Annotated in this window: 12 protein-coding genes; 8 read left to right on the top strand and 4 right to left on the bottom strand. The window is 33.6% G+C overall.

Features of this window, described 5'->3' with window-relative positions; all coding sequences use genetic code 11:
• Positions 1–25 precede the first annotated feature (25 nt).
• Positions 26–2,002: a putative porin gene (locus Q5N74_RS17635; protein ID WP_304390314.1), complete on the bottom strand. Its 1,977-nt coding sequence runs from the start codon at positions 2,000–2,002 to the stop codon at positions 26–28.
• Between the two features lie 463 nt (positions 2,003–2,465).
• Here Q5N74_RS17635 and Q5N74_RS17630 point away from each other — a divergent pair, with 463 nt between their 5' ends.
• The 7 genes from Q5N74_RS17630 to Q5N74_RS17600 all read left to right on the top strand — a co-directional run bounded on the left by Q5N74_RS17630 (position 2,466) and on the right by Q5N74_RS17600 (position 13,926).
• The gene (locus Q5N74_RS17630; protein ID WP_304390313.1) at positions 2,466–3,050 is read left to right on the top strand and encodes a ribonuclease HII; all 585 of its coding nucleotides are present in this window, start codon (positions 2,466–2,468) and stop codon (positions 3,048–3,050) included.
• A gap of 81 nt (positions 3,051–3,131) precedes the next feature.
• On the top strand, positions 3,132–5,564 hold the full coding sequence (locus Q5N74_RS17625) for a ribonuclease HII (protein WP_304390312.1): 2,433 nt from the start codon (positions 3,132–3,134) through the stop codon (positions 5,562–5,564).
• An 83-nt stretch (positions 5,565–5,647) separates the two neighbouring features.
• On the top strand, positions 5,648–6,697 hold the full coding sequence (locus tag Q5N74_RS17620) for a nucleoid-associated protein (RefSeq protein ID WP_304390311.1): 1,050 nt from the start codon (positions 5,648–5,650) through the stop codon (positions 6,695–6,697).
• 237 nt (positions 6,698–6,934) lie between these two features.
• Positions 6,935–7,381, top strand: coding sequence for a response regulator (locus tag Q5N74_RS17615; RefSeq protein WP_304390310.1), 447 nt, complete (start codon positions 6,935–6,937; stop codon positions 7,379–7,381).
• 8 nt (positions 7,382–7,389) lie between these two features.
• Positions 7,390–11,376: a PAS domain S-box protein gene (locus tag Q5N74_RS17610; protein WP_304390309.1), complete on the top strand. Its 3,987-nt coding sequence runs from the start codon at positions 7,390–7,392 to the stop codon at positions 11,374–11,376.
• A gap of 299 nt (positions 11,377–11,675) precedes the next feature.
• On the top strand, positions 11,676–13,547 hold the full coding sequence (locus Q5N74_RS17605) for a PAS domain S-box protein (protein ID WP_304390308.1): 1,872 nt from the start codon (positions 11,676–11,678) through the stop codon (positions 13,545–13,547).
• Complete coding sequence (locus tag Q5N74_RS17600) at positions 13,534–13,926, top strand: response regulator (protein WP_304390307.1); 393 nt, start codon at positions 13,534–13,536, stop codon at positions 13,924–13,926. Before Q5N74_RS17605 ends, Q5N74_RS17600 begins: the two co-directional genes overlap by 14 nt.
• Positions 13,927–13,997: 71 nt before the next feature.
• On the opposite strand, the gene lipB is transcribed toward Q5N74_RS17600, so the two are convergent.
• The 3 genes from lipB to Q5N74_RS17585 are packed head-to-tail and all read right to left on the bottom strand — an operon-like array spanning position 13,998 to position 15,645.
• Positions 13,998–14,702 carry a lipoyl(octanoyl) transferase LipB gene (gene lipB, locus Q5N74_RS17595; protein ID WP_304390306.1) on the bottom strand — a complete coding sequence of 235 codons (705 nt, stop codon included), beginning with the start codon at positions 14,700–14,702 and terminating at the stop codon, positions 13,998–14,000.
• A gap of 4 nt (positions 14,703–14,706) precedes the next feature.
• Positions 14,707–15,447 carry a hypothetical protein gene (locus tag Q5N74_RS17590; protein WP_304390305.1) on the bottom strand — a complete coding sequence of 247 codons (741 nt, stop codon included), beginning with the start codon at positions 15,445–15,447 and terminating at the stop codon, positions 14,707–14,709.
• Between the two features lie 39 nt (positions 15,448–15,486).
• Positions 15,487–15,645 (bottom strand): YqaE/Pmp3 family membrane protein, encoded by a 159-nt coding sequence (locus Q5N74_RS17585; protein WP_304390304.1) that lies wholly within the window; start codon positions 15,643–15,645, stop codon positions 15,487–15,489.
• Between the two features lie 246 nt (positions 15,646–15,891).
• Here Q5N74_RS17585 and lysS point away from each other — a divergent pair, with 246 nt between their 5' ends.
• Positions 15,892–17,586, top strand: coding sequence for a lysine--tRNA ligase (lysS, locus tag Q5N74_RS17580; RefSeq protein WP_304390303.1), 1,695 nt, complete (start codon positions 15,892–15,894; stop codon positions 17,584–17,586).
• Position 17,587: the final 1 nt, after the last annotated feature.

Here is a 17,587-nt window from a genome sequence, read left to right as displayed (position 1 = left end):
CAATCAGAAAACACGTTACTTTATATTATAAAAAGAAGTTCCAAACTAAGCCAAATCGAATTGTGAAATCACGATATGGATTGTTTGGCGCTGAATAATAGTCGTACCCTGTTAAAGAAGAATTGAAATGTTCCGCTTTAAAGTACACCCTAGTTTGACGAATTTTGGCGTTTAAAAAGAAATCTAACCTTGGGAAGTTCCCAAACTCACGATCTGTTTGTACATAAAATTCTGCCAACAACGGATTATAAGCATTCATATAATACTTAGTGAAATAATTTAAGGTTATACCAGTTTGCAGAAACATTGCCTTTTTGAATAAATGACTAGAAAAATACAGCGTGTTACGTGTTGTTAATTCTGGTACGTTTAAAACGTTGTTATCATCTTGCATGTTTTGATACAACACAGTATTATTTAAAGCAAATTTGCCGACTTTTATTTCATTTTCAAACTTCGCTCTTAAATACGTAATGGTGCTATTGTTTTGAAACGGCCTTACTTGTTGTGTTGTTTCGTCTTCTTTAAAATAAACATAATCGTTTATGGTATTAAGATCGACCGTAATATTCGCAATATTCTTGTATTTTAAGTTGAATGCAAGTTGTTGAGTTTCTATATTATTAAAACTGTTTTGCCAATTATACTCTATATAATCACTTTGATATAATAAGGTGTTATAATTTGGTGCTTTGGAACTGTGATTTAAGGATGCTGATGCTGCTATGTCTTCATTCAATTTAAAGCTTGCCGTTCCTTTTAAAAAGTTCCCGTCAAAATTACCAGACACATTAACTCCAAATTCACCTTTTAGTTCGAACCCTCTGTATTGTTTATGGTATTTACCACCTGCAGAAAAGATATTACCTTTTAACCTGTTGGTTATTCTTGTACCGTTTAATTCTACCAGTTTATCATAGCCATAGTTATAATTATCATTACTAATATTGAATTGCAGATCCCCTACTATATTATTACTATAATTCAATTGTAGCTGATTATAAAAATTCTCTAGCGTCGCGCGGTCTTTTAAAGACGATGATTTAAAGGCATCGCCAAAATAACTGTTTGATGACGTTTGATCGAATTGGTAATATTTATCTTCAAAAGAAATAATGTGTCCTATATTCAATTTGTTTTTAGACAAAGAATCTTTTCTCTTTACTATATGGTATGTATGATCTAAATGAAAGCGTTTAGCATTTAGCATACTTTCTGCATTTTCAAAGTTAACTGAAAAAATAGACCGATCTAAAAATTCCGGATCACCGTTTTCAAAATACTGGATATCGCTATCCTGTAAACCTCCATTTTCTTGGTTTAATAAATCCTGGGTTACAATATGTCCTTTCGCTTGGTATCTGTTATTTTTTGAAGAATAATTTGATGTAAACCTGAAGTTACCACTACTTGCAAGTATATGTTGGTATTTACCTAAAGACCGCAAGCCTTTATAGGCTATTGAAAAATTGAATTGAGGTGACGTGTTTATAGTGAAAAAAGCATCCGTTTGTTGCCCCTGTTCGAAGGCTGTTTTAAAAAACAGCTCGGTAAGTGGTGTTGGTACGCGGTAATAATTAATATCTTCCACTTCCATAAAGAAAAAATGCTTTGCTTGCGCACCGAAACTTGGCATTAACTTCGTGTTTTCAAAGTTATAGGTAAGATTATTATAGGTTTGCCCCATATTAGAAAAAGGCATTAATCCGAAATTATCTTTTCTTAAGTAATTGAACTTGTATTCCTTTTTTATAGATAGTGTGGTATCTACGTATGTGGTATCATTAAGATGTGAAATTATGCGGTAATCGGTAATTTTTGGGCGTTTTTCTTTACTAAGAGAATCGTTTGGGTCTGCCAGTCCTAACTCACGACTTAACCTGCTTGATTTTTTCGGTTTATCTTGCGCACTAAGTTGATTAAACTGAAAGATGACAAAAAGTACAAAAAGCAGTTTAATTATCCCCTTGTTATTACTTAGCTTATTTTTAATAGATATCATTAGCATACATAAAATTTGAGTTGATAACCGTTTTTAGGTTACACTCGAAATAAAATTGAATTTTCCCGAAGCAAAAGTAATTATTACAACGTTAAGTGCGTGCAAATATTTTAAATAAACAAAGCCAGCAATATTTGCTGGCTTTGTTTTAAATACTAATCATCTCTTTTAAAAGATGCGATTGAATATTTATTTTGAGTTAGTCGGGTGCAAACATCTACATATTATATTGAATAAACAAAAAAACAGATTAAAAAAAACGAAAAGCCACCACTAAATCCTAATTTTAATTTAATGATTCATAAAATTAACATGTAAAAAATATCATATCAATAAAATAAAGGTGCTAAAATTGGGTATTTAAAAATATCAGATAATTCATTCACAAAAATCACTATCGATATTTCATAAAACTGGAATTAATTGCAATTAAAATTATAGATTTGACATTATTACTACTACCATGTTATTAAAAAACCATTCAAATTTCGCTTTAGAATGCGGCACAGACGAGGCGGGCCGCGGGTGTTTGGCAGGTCCGGTCACTGCCGCTGCAGTTATACTTTCCCCTAAATTTAAAAACTCGATTTTAAACGATTCTAAGCAACTTAGCGAACGAAAAAGAGATTTACTAAAGCCTATAATAGAATTAGGAGCCCTTACTTTTGGTGTTTCTCATGTATTTCAAGAAGAGATCGACCAAATAAATATTCTGAATGCCTCTATTTTAGCCATGCAACAATCTATCACCCAATTAACACCTCAACCCGAATTCATAATTGTTGACGGTAACAGGTTTAAACCTTACGGGAACATTCCTTTTGAAACCATTATTAAGGGCGACGGAAAATATTTAAGTATTGCTGCCGCATCCGTATTGGCTAAAACATATCGAGATGCTTATATGAATGCCATTCATGAAGAATTCCCCATGTATAACTGGAAACAAAACAAAGGCTACCCTACTAAAGAGCACCGGGAAGCCATACGAAACTATGGCATCACCAAATACCACAGAAAAACCTTTCGTTTATTACCCGAACACTAAAAATTAAAATTTAACAGATTACATCAATTTTACTTACTATAAATTGAAAAATATGTAGGTTTGTATAAATTAATTTGTTTTATGAGATTCCTTGGTTTCACCCTCCTATTATTTATTGTTTTTAGCTGTTCCAACGTTGAAAGAAATCGTACCAACCTAATCGATTTTGTTCCAGAAAATGCAGCTATCATTATAAAAACTTCCAATCTTGAAGATTTGAAAAGCAGCATTAACAACAGCGACTTTTTAAATAAATTTTCAAAAACGGAGGCTTATAAAGAACTTGAAATCAATCTTGATTATTTAAAGCTTCTTAAACCAAATGGCGAATTACTTATTTGTTTTTCAAAAGATGAAAAAGACAGTCTTGAATTCACCATTATAACAAAATACACGCCTCAATTATTCAAAAGAGATTCTCTTAAAAATTATATTGAAGAAACACTTACTTACGAAAACCAAACACTTACAAAATCTACCTTCGAAAAAAACACGTTTTACAGTACGATAATTGACAGCACTTTTTTTGCAGCTTCATCTAAAAATGCCATAAACACTGTTTTCACAAATTCTAATATGAATGAAGAATTAGTGAAAATTTACAATTCTACAAGTAACGATAAAACATTTTCGATTATCATTAATGCTAATTCGACTTTTATAAAATCGTTTTTTATGGAAGAATCGCTAAACTTAAAAGCGTTCACCAACTATATAGCGATTGATGTTGACTTAAAGCAAGACGACATTTATATAAACGGTATTACCAAAGCCACCGATTCTACTAAAATACTTAACAATATATTTAAAAACACCATTCCGCAGGAGAATCAAATTCAAAACATAACACCTTTTAGTAGTGATGGTTTTATGAGTTTCACTTTTAAAAACTTTAAAACTATTGAAAGCAATTTAAAAGTATTTACAAAGAAAGATTCTCTTTCGAGTAGTGCTCCACTTTTCGATAATATTATAGAAGTTGGTATTATTTATCAAGATGAAAATAGAGCGATTGCTTTAAATTCTATCGATTTTATTGCTACTGAAGACGCACTTATTGGAGAACAAACTATTGTTGAAACTTACAGAGGCATCGAAATATACAGTTTCAGCCAACCTAAATTATTCAATACTACCTTTTCTCCATTAATTAAAGGCATCAACACCACTAAATACTGCATACTCGACAACTTTTTTGTATTCTCTAGTCATTCAGTTTTACTACAAAGCATCATTGCTAATTACCAAAACAAAACCACTTTTAACGAATTAGAAACTTTTAAGAAAGCGAAAGAAAAGTTAAGCAATGCCTCTTCCTTACTATTAGCAACAAACAGTACGGCATTAAAATCTATTTTAAGCACTAATTTCACTAGCGATTTAGATGCTTCATTTAGTAATTATAACACATCGGCACTTCAATTTATTTACGATTCTAATTTTGCGCACCTCAATGCCATCATCCAAAAAAGTAAAACAAGAGCGACTCAAAATTCGGTTTCAGAAGAATTAAACATCAAATTAGCTTCCAACATTTTAAACAAGCCTCTGTTTGTAACCAATCATCTTACTAAAGAGAAAGAAATTATTGTTCAAGACATTAAAAACAACCTCTACCTAATTTCTAATAAAGGGAAAATTCTTTGGAAAAAACAATTAGAAGGCGCCGTTTTAGGAACGATAGAACAAATTGACATTTTCAAAAACGGACGCTTACAACTGGCTTTCGCTACCCCAAACCGTGTTTACGTTATAGACCGTGATGGTAAAGACGTGGCGCCATTCCCTGGTAAATTTAATGATGACATTACACAGCCCCTTTCTGTTTTCGATTATGATCGAAATAAAAATTACCGTCTATTCGTAACCCAAGGCAAAAACATATTGGTATACGATGTGAACTCCAAAATAGTAAATGGTTTCAACTTTAAAGCGGCCAAAGATGCTATTATAAGTCAGCCAAAACATTTTAGAATAAGCGGCAAGGATTATATCCTGTTCAAAACCCAAAACACACTTCATATTATAGACCGTGTTGGTAATACACGTGTTACTCCTAAAACGTCGAGTAATTTTTCAAACCAACCTATCTTTTTGTATAACGACACCTTTACTACAACCACTTCAAACGGGCAATTAATTTCTATAGATACTAAAGGAGGTGTTTCTACTCAAAATTTAAATCTTGCAGAAAAACATAAATTAGAAACTTCTAGTAAAACCTTGGTTACACTTAGCGAGAATAAACTAACTATTAAAAGCAATGCTATCGAGTTAGATTTTGGTAGCTACACCAAACCAGAGCTATATTATATTAAGGATAAAATTTATGTAGCGATTACCGATTTGCAAGCTCAAAAAGTATATATCTATGATAGCCGCGGCATCTTATTACCCAATTTCCCGGTGTATGGTACTTCAGAAATTTCACTAGATAATATTGACAAAGACAATAACTTAGAGTTTGTAACTAAAGGTGAAGATCATTCTATTGTCTTGTATAGAATCAATTAATAGTAACAAGCATACAAGATTCCTTTATTAAAAGCGAATCTTATTATAAACCTACTCTCATTTGTAAAAACCAAATAGAAACCATGATTTCAAGAAAAAACGCATCCATTTCAAAATTCATTATACATAAAGTTGGTAATAAATTCAACGACACTAGAAATGCTTTTTCAGAAAAGCTCGTAGATTTTGACGAAGCCAGCTACGAATTAATGCTACCTTTCTTATTACGTCCGTTTGGTTCTGTGGTTCAAAGCTACAGGTTTAACCACCATGCTAACATTTCACTAAACGAAATTAATAGCTACAGCACCCAAGTGTTTAGCGATGATGATGCGTTTATAGATGTTTCAAAACACGTGGTTAAGCATTTATATGAGCAATCTACATCGGCACAAATAAAAACAGGCGATGTGCTAATCGTTATGTTTGAAGGCATTGAGTTTAATGATATAACTACAAATGCCTTAGGTATTTTTAAAATAGAATCTAAAGTTAATTTCTTTCAAACCTATTTAGAAAACAATAGCTACGACGTGTTAGTACAAAACGGTATTAGCAGTAAAAAGGTAGACAAAGGCTGTTTAATTTTAAACCAAACCGATACAGAAGGTAATATTATTTTAAGCATAGATAACAATAGTTATGATGCGCAATATTGGATAAACCAGTTTTTAAACATTAAATATGCTGATGACGCTAATAACCACACGCAACAATATATAGAGCTTTGTAAAGATTTCTCTACCGAAATTTTAAAAACAACCTACGGTGCTAAGGAACAAAATACCTTTTTAGCAAAAACAGTCGACTTTTTTAAAGAAAATGAAGTAGTAAATGTTGAACGTTTTAAAGACGAACTTTTTGAAGAAGACAAATACAAAAGCTTATTTGAGGATTATAAAAAAACATTTGAGGGCGAAAAAAATCTAGTTCTTAGAAACCAATTTGATGTTGCAGAAAGCGTTGTTAATAAAGAAAAGAAAAAGTTTAAAACCGATATTAAACTGGACACCAACATACAAATAAAACTAGATATTGATGCACCAGACGCCTCTGTAGAATACTTAGAACGTGGCTATGATGATGAAAAGAAAATGCATTTTTACAAGGTATTCTTTAATACTGAAAGTTAATTTGACATTATAAGAAAAAACCACTAACTTCGTTTAAAGGTAAAATATTTTAATTTTAAAACTTATTCCCGTCGGAGCAATCATATGGGAAGTTAAAAAAAAAACAAGGTTAACATTATTAAAGCATTGAATACTAAAACATTTTAGAATCGTCCAAATCTTCTATTTTAAATTAGTTATAAAACTAAAATTGCAAAATATAATTGATTGAGTCACTATTGAGTGGATTTTTATAAAATGGAAAAAACAAAACTACACCTTCTGCTTGCAGATGATGATATAGATGATTGCGACTTTTTCAAGGATGCTTTAGATGAAATAGGAAGTCCTTCAACGCTTACCACAGTAAATAATGGTGTTGAACTTATAAATTTCTTATTATCAGAACCGCTTAATTACCCCGACCTTATTTTTCTAGATCTTAATATGCCTCGAAAATCTGGGATAGAATGCATCGAAGAAATAAAGGCTAAAAAGGAGTGGTCCCAAATTCCCATTATCATTTACTCTACCTCGCTAGACCGTATTACTGTTAATAGTTTGTATGAGTTAGGGGCTCACTACTACATACAAAAACCGAGTGAATTTTCAAGTTTAAAAATGGTAATTAAAAAAGCCCTGAACATATTCAGCACCCCTGTTTTACCTCCACGTTCGCAAGAACATTTCATTATTCAACCTTAGATTTATATATGAGTACTAATAATACAGAGTTCAATTTTTTACAGGGTGGCGGAGACATGGGTAAACTCATCCGATCTAGAGATTGGAGCAAAACACCATTAGGTGACCCAAAAACATGGCCACAACCTTTGCGAACTATGGTAAGCGTTATGATGGATAATCCGTTCGGTATGTACATCGCATGGGGCAAGGAGTATACTCAAATATATAATGATGGTTACCGCCCTATATTAGGAGACACCAAACACCCCGAAGCATTAGGCATTAGCACAAAAGAAACCTTTTCTGAGGTTTGGCACATCATTGGCTCCATGTTCGATGGTGTAATGAATGGTGAACCCGTTGGTTTTCCAGACTTTATGCTGCCACTAAACCGAAACGGGTATATTGAAACCTGTTATTTCGATTTTGCTTATAGCCCTATTAGATTAGAGTCTGGTGAAGTAGGAGGCGTTTTAGTAACAGTTATTGAAACTACTGCTAAAAAGAAAGCCGAAGACGAATTGATAGATAGCAACAATGAACTAGAATTCGTCATAGAAGCTGCGCAACTTGGAACCTTCGACTTTAATCCGCAAACCAATAAATTTTCAGGAAACGCCCGACTAAAACAATGGTTTGGTTTGCCTCCTGAAGAACAAATTGAACTTACCACTGCTATTAATGTCATTACAGAAAAAGACAAGGAACGCGTAACTAATGCTATTCAAGAAGTTTTAGACCACAATTCAAACGGAATTTACGATATCGAATACACGATAATAAATCCTGTTTCACAAAAAGAAATTATTGTTCACGCTAAGGGGCGAGCCTGGTTTAATGATGATAAAATTGCATATCGCCTAAACGGAACCGTAGAAGATGTTACAAGCAAAGTATTAGCGAGAGATAAAATAGAGGAAGGAGAAAGAAGTCTTCGACTCATGATTCTTCAGGCTCCCGTTGCCATTGCTATATTTCGCGGATTAGATTACAACATAGAAATAGCCAACAAGTTTGCACTTGAAATATGGGGAAGAACAGAAGAGGAAGTTTTGAACACCCCTCTTTTTGATGCCATGCCCGAACTTTTATCACAAGGAATAAAAGAATTTATGGACGATGTGGCAAACACAGGCAATCGCTTTGCGACTCCCGAAATGCCTGTTCAAGTAGTAAGGAATAATATTTTAGAAACGGTATATATCAATTTTTCTTTTGAACCCCTTTATGATACAGCAGGTAAAATAAACGGCATCATGGCTATAGGTGTTGATGTAACTCCACAAGTAAAAGCCAGAAAGAAAGTAGAAGAAAGCGAACACCGCATACGCTCTTTAGTCGAGAGTGCCCCCTTCCCTATTGCCTTATATACAGGCGAAGAGATGCACATTTCACTTGCCAATCAATCCATTATAGATATTTGGGGTAAAGGGAATGATGTGGTTGGAAAGCTATACAGCGACATCCTACCTGAATTACAAAATCAAAAAATATTTGAACAAGTTCGTGAAGTACTACATACAGGCACTCCCTTTCACGCGAAAAACCAAAAAGTAGATATCTTTATAAATAATGAATTAAAATCATTCTATTTCAATTATAATTTCACCCCGGTAATGGACTCTTCCGGAACTATTTATGCGGTGATGAATACGGCGGCTGAAGTCACCGAATTAAATGAAGCTAAACACAAGGTAGAAACTGCTCTTTCAGAAATTAAATTGTTCAAATTTATGGCCGACACGGCTGCAGACCCTTTTATTCTTATGGAAGAAGACGGAAGTTTTGTTTACCTAAATAAAAAGGCTCTTGACCAATGGGGTTACACAGAGCAAGAAATGGCTTTATTAAAAGTTCCAGATGTTGACATGGTTTATCATGAAAAAAAATACAAAGAAGCATTTAAACGTGCTCAAACTGGCGTCATCCCTCCTTTTGAAACCATTCATAAAAATAAACAAGGACACAAATACCCTGTAGAAATAAATATGGGAAGTGTTCAAGTAGAAGATAAAACCTTATTATTTGCCATAGCTCGTGATATTACAGAACGTAAAGAGGCTGAGCAAGATGTTATTGATGCTTTTGAAAAAGTAGAAGAAAGCGAAAAAAGATTTCGTGATTCTGTAAAGCAAGCACCTCTAGCAATTTCTATTTTTAGAGGTCCTGATAATATTACAGAAATGGTTAACGACCATTACTTAATGCTCATAGAAAAAACAGAAAAACAATATGTAGGCAAGCCGCTTTTTGAAGTCCTTCCACATGTTAAAGAAACCATAGCACCCATAATTGCCGATATCTATAAAACCGAGACCGCTTTTTATGGCTATGAATTTCCTGTTATCTTAAGTCGTCAAGGAAAATTAGAAACCCTATATTTCAATTTCGTATACCATCCTTTAAAGGAAAACAATGAGGTTACGGGTATTATGGTTGTGGCCACCGAAGTCACCGCCACCGTGAAAGCAAAAAATCTTATAGAGGAAAATGAGGAAAAACTTAAACTTATAATTGAAGCCAGTGAGCTAGGGGTTTTTGATGTTAATTTAAAATCATCTGAAATTGTAGCATCCGATCGTTGTTATGAGATTTTAGGCTTTCCCAAGCAAAGGGATTTATCACATAAGGATATTATTAAAAATCTTCATCCAGATGATCTAGGTAGGAGAAAGCAAGCTTATGATGAGGCCTTTGAAAAAGGAGTACTACATTACCAAATAAGGGTGTTCTGGGAAGACCAATCCTTACATTGGCTAGATGCCAAAGGCAAGGTGTTTTACGACGAAAACAATGTGCCAGAACGTATGGTAGGAACTGTAAGAGACATAACAGACGAACGAAACTTTCAGCAACAATTACTAGAAAGAGAAGAGAAATTTCGCCTTTTAGCAGATTCCATGCCTCAATTTATATGGACTTCAGATCCCGATGGCAACCTAAATTATTTTAATCAATCTGTTTTTGATTTTTCTGGTTTAACACATTCCGAAATTATAAAGCAAGGTTGGATCCAGATTGTTCACCCAGATGATAGAGAACAAAACATTAAAGAATGGATACATTCTATAATCACCGGGAAAGATTTCTTATTACACCACCGTTTTCGCAAACACAATGGCGAATATCGCTGGCAACTAAGTCGTGCCATACCTCAAAAAGATGCTGATGGCGTTATAAAAAGATGGGTTGGAAGTAGTACCGATATTCAAGAAGAAAAAATGTTTACTAATAAATTAGAAAACATGGTGCAACAGCGTACCAATGAACTACAGCAAAAAAACATGGATCTAGAAAGAATGAATAAGGAGTTACAATCCTTTGTTTATATTTCCAGTCATGATTTACAAGAACCTTTACGTAAAATTCAAATCTTTGCATCCCGTATTCTGGAAACGGAATACGCAACCTTGTCAGAAAATGCGCAGAAACATTTTACAAGAATGCAGAAATCTGCAAACCGCATGCAAAACTTAATTCAAGATCTTATTGCGTATTCAAGAACCAATGCTCAAGATATCAAATTTGAAATAGTTGACTTGCACGAAATTATTGAAGACACGAAAGAAACTTTAAGTGAAGAATTGGAACAAAAAGACATAACCTTTATACTAAACAATATATGTGAAGTTAGGATTATTCCTGTACAGTTTCAGCAAGTGATACTTAATTTGGTTAGTAACTCTATTAAATTTGCTAAGGAAAATCACCCCGTTCTAATTAAAATTGATTGTGAAATTATTGAAGGAAACACAACTGATATTGACGCATTGGTAGACGAAAAACAATATTGCCATATTCGTTTTAGTGATAACGGAATTGGTTTTGAACAACAATACAACAACAAAATATTTGAAGTTTTTCAACGCCTTCACACCAAGGAGGAATATACAGGAACTGGAATTGGACTCGCTATTGTAAAAAGAATTGTAGAAAATCACGACGGAATCATTCTTGCACATAGTGAAATAGGTGAAGGCGCTACCTTTAACATATACATTCCAACCAAATAAAACCCAAACGGCCTTTATATAAAGTAGTATCCCCCAAAAAAAAAGACACACTATGAATAGTGTGTCTTTTAATATCTAAAACTTATTTCGAACCTCATTTTCAAAATAAAAACACAAAACAATTGTCTGTCTTTTTTTTACAACTAAAAACTATTATCTTAGCTATTACAGGCCGCAAAACCAACATCTGGCCTTCAATAAATACAACCACCTGCATAACTAAAACTAAATTTCATTAATTCTAAAAACCAATTACTCCTAATTTAAATTAATAGTAAATCAAATCCCTCAATTCTCTAATGAACTATTTAGAAAAAGAACTAAACAATTTAATAAAAAACGATTCTAGCATCTTCGAATTTATTCAAAATAATTCACTAGATGGGATGTGGTATTGGGATCTAGAAAACCCAGAAAATGAATGGATGAATTCTAGATTCTGGGAAATTTTAGGATACGACCCTAGCACAAAGCCGCATAAAGCTGCTGCTTGGCAAGATATAATAAACAAAGACGACCTAGAAACCTCTATAGAAAACTTTCATAAGCACTTAAACAACCCTGAACACACTTACGACCAGGTTGTTAGGTACATTCATAAAAACGGAAGAACCGTTTGGATTCGTTGCAAAGGTTTAGCCATACGAGATACTGAAGGTAAACCTACTAGAATGTTGGGGTCTCATATAGAAGTTACCGAACTTAAAGAAAATGAAGAATATTTAAGACATTGTAACCAAGCAGCCAATATTGGACTTTGGGATATGGATGTAAGCAACCAAAAAATTACTTGGAGCGATATTACAAAAGCCATGCACGGTGTTGCTATGGACTATGAACCCAGCCTTGAAACTGGTATTAATTTTTACAAAGAAGGTCGTAGCAGAGAGAAAATAGCAGAATTAGTTACCAAAGCTTTAAATCTTGGGGAAGGATTCACCGATGAATTACAAATTATAACATCACAAGGCGAACCTAAATGGGTAAAAGTTATTGGTATACCAGAAAAAACAAATAACAGTTTTACCAGAATTTACGGTACCATTCAAGATATTAACACCTTTAAGGAATATCAAATAAAACTAGAACAAAGCGAACAAGCCTTTAGAGGTAATTTTGAAAATGCCGGTATAGGAATGGCTTTACTAGATAGAAAAGGTAAATGGTTAAAAGTTAACCAAACACTTTCTGATATGGTTGGTTACACCACTGATGAATTTTATGATTTAACTTTTCAGGATATAACACATCCGGAAGATTTAAATATCGATTTATCTTTATTAGAAGATATTCTTGAAGGTAAGCGCGACCATTACAAAATGGAAAAACGCTATTATCATAAAAACGGAAAGTTGGTTTATGTTCAATTAGCCGTTTCTGTAGTAAGGGATATTGATAAACATGTGCTCTATTTTATCTCTCAAATCACCGATATTACATTACTAAAAGAGCAAGAAAAAGAACTACAGCGCATACTAACAATAACGAAAGAACAAAACGAACGTTTAAGAAATTTCGCCCATATTGTTTCTCACAACTTGAGATCTCATTCTGGAGGAATGTCGGCATTATTAGGAATTTTAAAAAATGAAGAGCCTGAGTTTTTTGAAAACGAAATAATCAACCTATTAGAAACCTCTTCAAACAGCCTTGAAGAAACTATTAAAGATTTATCTGAGATTGTTCAAATAAACCTATCTTCAGAAGAAAACTTATCAATCATCCCAATAAAACCAATTATAGAAAAACAAATTACCTCCGTTCTTTCTTTAGCTGAAATAAACCATGTACAGATAACAAACAACGTTGCTGAAGATGTGGAAGTTTTAGGGATTAAAGCTTATTTAGAAAGCATTATGTTAAACTTCATTACAAACTCCATAAAATACAGGTCTGAAGAAAGAGACAGTTTTCTTGAAATTAATTCAGAAAAAAACGATAAGTTTACCACAATAAGCTTTATAGATAACGGTTTAGGTATAAACCTAGGTCTACATCAAAGAAAACTTTTTGGAATGTATAAAACATTTCACAAAAATGAAGATGCCAAAGGTATTGGTCTATTTATAACAAAAAACCAAATAGAAGCAATTGGCGGCAAAATTGAAGTTACCAGTGAAGTAAATAAAGGAACAACATTTAAAGTACTTTTTAAAAATGAAAAAAATTAATTTAGCATGTATCATAGAAGATGATCCAACCCATGTTTATATTACAAAGCGGTACCTAAATTTAACAGGTATTGTGGAGTCTATTTTAATATGTTCTAACGGAAAAGATGCCTTCGATAAATTAAAAGCCATAATAGCTAGTGGGAAAAATTTACCAGAATTAATTTTATTAGATTTAAATATGCCTATTTGGGATGGATGGCAATTTTTAGATGCCTTCAAAGAAATCCCTACTAAACAGAAAATAAACATATACATTCTAACAAGTTCGGATAGTCAAAAAGATATGGAACGTGCTGAACAATACAATATGAATAGTAATTATATTGTTAAACCTGTTTCGTTAGATAAGCTAAAGGATATTATTTTAAACATGTAATACATCCTAATGGATGTCAAATAAAAAAAGAGCGCTTAAAAATATTTAAGCGCTCTTTTTTTATATTATAATTAGTTTTGAAATAACTCTGCTTCAAAAAGCGCACTAAAATGCTTCAGCAGTTTTTCTTTCACTTCAGCTTCATCTACTTTATCTACACCTAGTTCTACCTGTAATGAGGTGACTGCCTTCCCGCGAATTCCACAAGGTATAATATTATCAAAATACCCCAAGTTAGCATTCACATTCAAAGCGAAGCCATGCATTGTAACCCAACGACTGGCACGTACACCCATAGCACAAATTTTTCGGGCAAACGGTGTTCCTACATCCAACCAAACACCTGTTTCACCTTCACTTCTTCCAGCCTTTAAGCCATATTCCGCAAGGGTTAAGATGATCATTTCTTCTAAAAACCGAAGGTATTTATGGATATCTGTAAAAAAGTTATCTAAATCTAAAATAGGATACCCTACTATTTGACCTGGCCCGTGATATGTAATATCGCCTCCTCTATTTATTTTATAGAAGGTTGCCCCTTTCTCGGTAAGTTGTTTTTCATTTAAAAGCAAGTTCGACATGTCGCCACTTTTACCCAAAGTATACACATGCGGGTGCTCTACAAGCAAAAAATAATTATTGGTTTTTACTACTGCTTCTTCTCGCCTATTCTTAATTTTAGTATCTACTATACTTTTAAACAATTGCTCTTGGTAATCCCAAGTTTGTTTATAGTCCTTTAAACCTAAATCTTGTATTTCTATGGTTTTATTCAATACTTTAATTTTCTAATATTACTTCTAAATTTAAAGCTTCTGGGTTGGTTATATAGTCCATAAAACCAAATTCTATGGTAAAACTTTTTCTATCACTACTAAACATCGCTGTTGGGTTTGAAACCGATTTTATGCGCTTCGGGAAATGGTAGTTTAGCTTGTATTTTGAAGAGCCAAACATCATCGCCATTTGCCCTATACTATCCGTAACTTGTTTATAAGCCTCTTTGTCTACTATTCGTGCCGTACGTTTAAATGTTTTACCATCGTATTTATAATCTAACTCCGTGCTACCATCACCTCCCAAAGATGAAAATGGGTTGTTGGCGCTTTTAGCTTGTTCCTTTCCTTTAATGTCTCCAAAGCTTTTCATAGCCTTAAACATATCTTGAAGTTCACTTACTTTCTTGAAATCTGTAAACATATCGAACTTCATCTGCGAGGTTTTAGGATCCATCACCATATGCATATTAAAAGCCTCTAACCTTTTTAGTTTTTGTTGCTCTTCTTTTGATAGATTAGAAATGCTATCGCGCATGGTATCGAATAGCTCCTTAAAACTGAAGGTTGAATCCATCGCCTTTTCTTGGCTCTCACTTATTTTATCGCCTGCCATTTGCATAAGTTGGCTTCCATCAAACGAAAATTCCATCTTACCAGAACCATCTGCATTTATATAAATATTCTCAGAAAATTGGCAACTAGTAAAAACCACCAAGCATAAAAGGACTAAAAACCTTCTCATAAATTATTGTGTTTTAAATTTAGATAAACAAATATAGGCTTAATTTTTTGGATTATTCAGTATAACCAAAGCGGCAATAACACCGGGAACCCAGCCACAAAGCCATAACAAAAACACGATTAAAATAGAGCCACAGCCCTTACCTATAACGGCTAAAGGCGGACATATAATAGCTAGTAAAACTCTCCAGAAACTCATATTGATTGATGATTTTTAATTGATGATTACTTATTTGACGTAAAAACAGGCTATTTGTTACACTTTTACCGACACATCGCACCTGTAATTGCGTTAGAGATAGCAGTGAAAATCCTTTTTGAGAGGCACGAACAAAAAGATTGTAACGTATAGCCCGCCCCCTTAGGGTAACGCCCAAAAAATTGTTTTATAAGCCCGCTTTTAATAGTATCTTTGTGCCTTTAAAATTACTCAGAAATTTAGAATATGTCGCAATTATCAGAGCAAGAGCTTGTACGAAGAGAAAAACTAGGAAAACTACGCGAATTAGGTATCAACCCCTATCCTGCTGATTTATACCCCGTAACACACACATCGAAACAGATTAAGAATGATTTTGAAGTAGGTAAAAAGGTGGTTATCGCTGGTAGATTAATGATGATTAAGGTGCAAGGGAAAGCTAGTTTTGCTGATGTACAAGATGCCGATGGTAAGATACAAGTGTATTTCAACCGTGATGAAATTTGCCCAGGCGATGATAAAATAAAATACAACGAAGTATTTAAAAAGCTTTTAGATTTTGGCGATTTTGTTGGAATTGAGGGCGAATTATTTACCACTCAAGTTGGTGAAAAAAGTATTCGTGTTAAAGACTTTACCTTATTAAGTAAGGCTCTAAAACCTTTACCTCTACCAAAAGAAAAAGATGGAGTGGTATTTGATGCTTTTACAGATCCTGAACAACGTTATAGACAGCGTTATGCCGATTTAGTGGTTAACCCACATGTTAAAAACGTATTTGTAAAGCGTACTAAATTATTCAATGCCATGCGTCAGTTTTTTAACGACTCTGGTTATTTTGAAGTAGAAACACCTGTTTTACAACCTATTCCGGGTGGTGCTGCTGCACGTCCGTTTTCTACGCACCATAATGCTTTAGATATTCCGTTGTACATGCGAATTGCTAACGAGCTGTATTTAAAACGATTAATTGTTGGTGGTTTTGATGGTGTTTATGAGTTTTCTAAAAACTTTAGAAACGAAGGTATGGATAGAACCCATAACCCTGAGTTTACTGCCATGGAAATTTATGTAGCTTATAAAGACTACAACTGGATGATGGATTTTTGCGAACGCTTACTAGAGCATTGTGCAATTGCCGTAAACGGAACAACAAAAGCTACTTTTGGCAAACATGAAGTAGATTTCAAAGCGCCATACGCTCGTATAACTATGGCCGATTCTATAAAAGAATTTACAGGTTTTGATATTATTGGAAAAACCGAAGATGAAATTAGAACTGCTGCTAAAGGCATGGGCATTGAAGTTGATGACACCATGGGTAAAGGTAAGTTGATTGATGAAATTTTTGGTGAAAAATGTGAGGGCAACTACATACAGCCAACATACATTACAGACTACCCGAAAGAGATGAGCCCTTTATGTAAAGAGCATAGAGAAAACCCAGAATTAACAGAACGTTTTGAGTTGATGGTTTGTGGTAAAGAAATCGCAAATGCGTATTCTGAACTTAACGACCCTATAGACCAACGCGAACGTTTTGAGCACCAATTGGAATTAGCCAAAAAAGGTGATGTTGAAGCTACGGGAACCATTGATTACGACTTTTTACGTGCCTTGGAATACGGAATGCCTCCAACATCTGGTATGGGTATTGGTATGGACCGATTAATTATGTTTCTAACCAATAACCAATCGATACAAGAAGTGTTATTCTTCCCGCAAATGCGTCCGGAGAAAAAATCAGTAGACCTAAGTGATGCTGAAAAAGCAATCTTTGAGGTATTAAAAATTCAAAAAAGTCTAAGTTTAACCGAACTAAAATCACAGTCAGGATTAAGCAACAAAGCTTGGGATAAAGGTATTAAAGGATTAACCAAACACAAACTGGCAAGCGTTACGAAAACGGACGATGACTTAATTGTTGAATTAATTTCTTAAT

Origin of the sequence: Mariniflexile sp. AS56, from assembly GCF_030552475.1 — a bacterium.
Taxonomy (GTDB): Bacteria; Bacteroidota; Bacteroidia; order Flavobacteriales; family Flavobacteriaceae; genus Mariniflexile.
This window is presented reverse-complemented; position numbering and strand designations above follow the sequence as displayed.

What these genes read in the sequence shown, in the direction of transcription:
- Q5N74_RS17605 (WP_304390308.1), top strand. Translation starts at nt 11,676, where the DNA reads ATGAACTATTTAGAAAAAGAACTAAACAATTTAATAAAAAACGATTCT.
- Q5N74_RS17615 (WP_304390310.1), top strand. Translation starts at nt 6,935, where the DNA reads ATGGAAAAAACAAAACTACACCTTCTGCTTGCAGATGATGATATAGAT.
- Q5N74_RS17625 (WP_304390312.1), top strand. Translation starts at nt 3,132, where the DNA reads ATGAGATTCCTTGGTTTCACCCTCCTATTATTTATTGTTTTTAGCTGT.
- Q5N74_RS17610 (WP_304390309.1), top strand. Translation starts at nt 7,390, where the DNA reads ATGAGTACTAATAATACAGAGTTCAATTTTTTACAGGGTGGCGGAGAC.
- Q5N74_RS17590 (WP_304390305.1), bottom strand. Translation starts at nt 15,447, where the DNA reads ATGAGAAGGTTTTTAGTCCTTTTATGCTTGGTGGTTTTTACTAGTTGC.
- Q5N74_RS17635 (WP_304390314.1), bottom strand. Translation starts at nt 2,002, where the DNA reads ATGATATCTATTAAAAATAAGCTAAGTAATAACAAGGGGATAATTAAA.
- Q5N74_RS17630 (WP_304390313.1), top strand. Translation starts at nt 2,466, where the DNA reads ATGTTATTAAAAAACCATTCAAATTTCGCTTTAGAATGCGGCACAGAC.
- Q5N74_RS17585 (WP_304390304.1), bottom strand. Translation starts at nt 15,645, where the DNA reads ATGAGTTTCTGGAGAGTTTTACTAGCTATTATATGTCCGCCTTTAGCC.
- Q5N74_RS17620 (WP_304390311.1), top strand. Translation starts at nt 5,648, where the DNA reads ATGATTTCAAGAAAAAACGCATCCATTTCAAAATTCATTATACATAAA.
- Q5N74_RS17600 (WP_304390307.1), top strand. Translation starts at nt 13,534, where the DNA reads ATGAAAAAAATTAATTTAGCATGTATCATAGAAGATGATCCAACCCAT.
- lysS (WP_304390303.1), top strand. Translation starts at nt 15,892, where the DNA reads ATGTCGCAATTATCAGAGCAAGAGCTTGTACGAAGAGAAAAACTAGGA.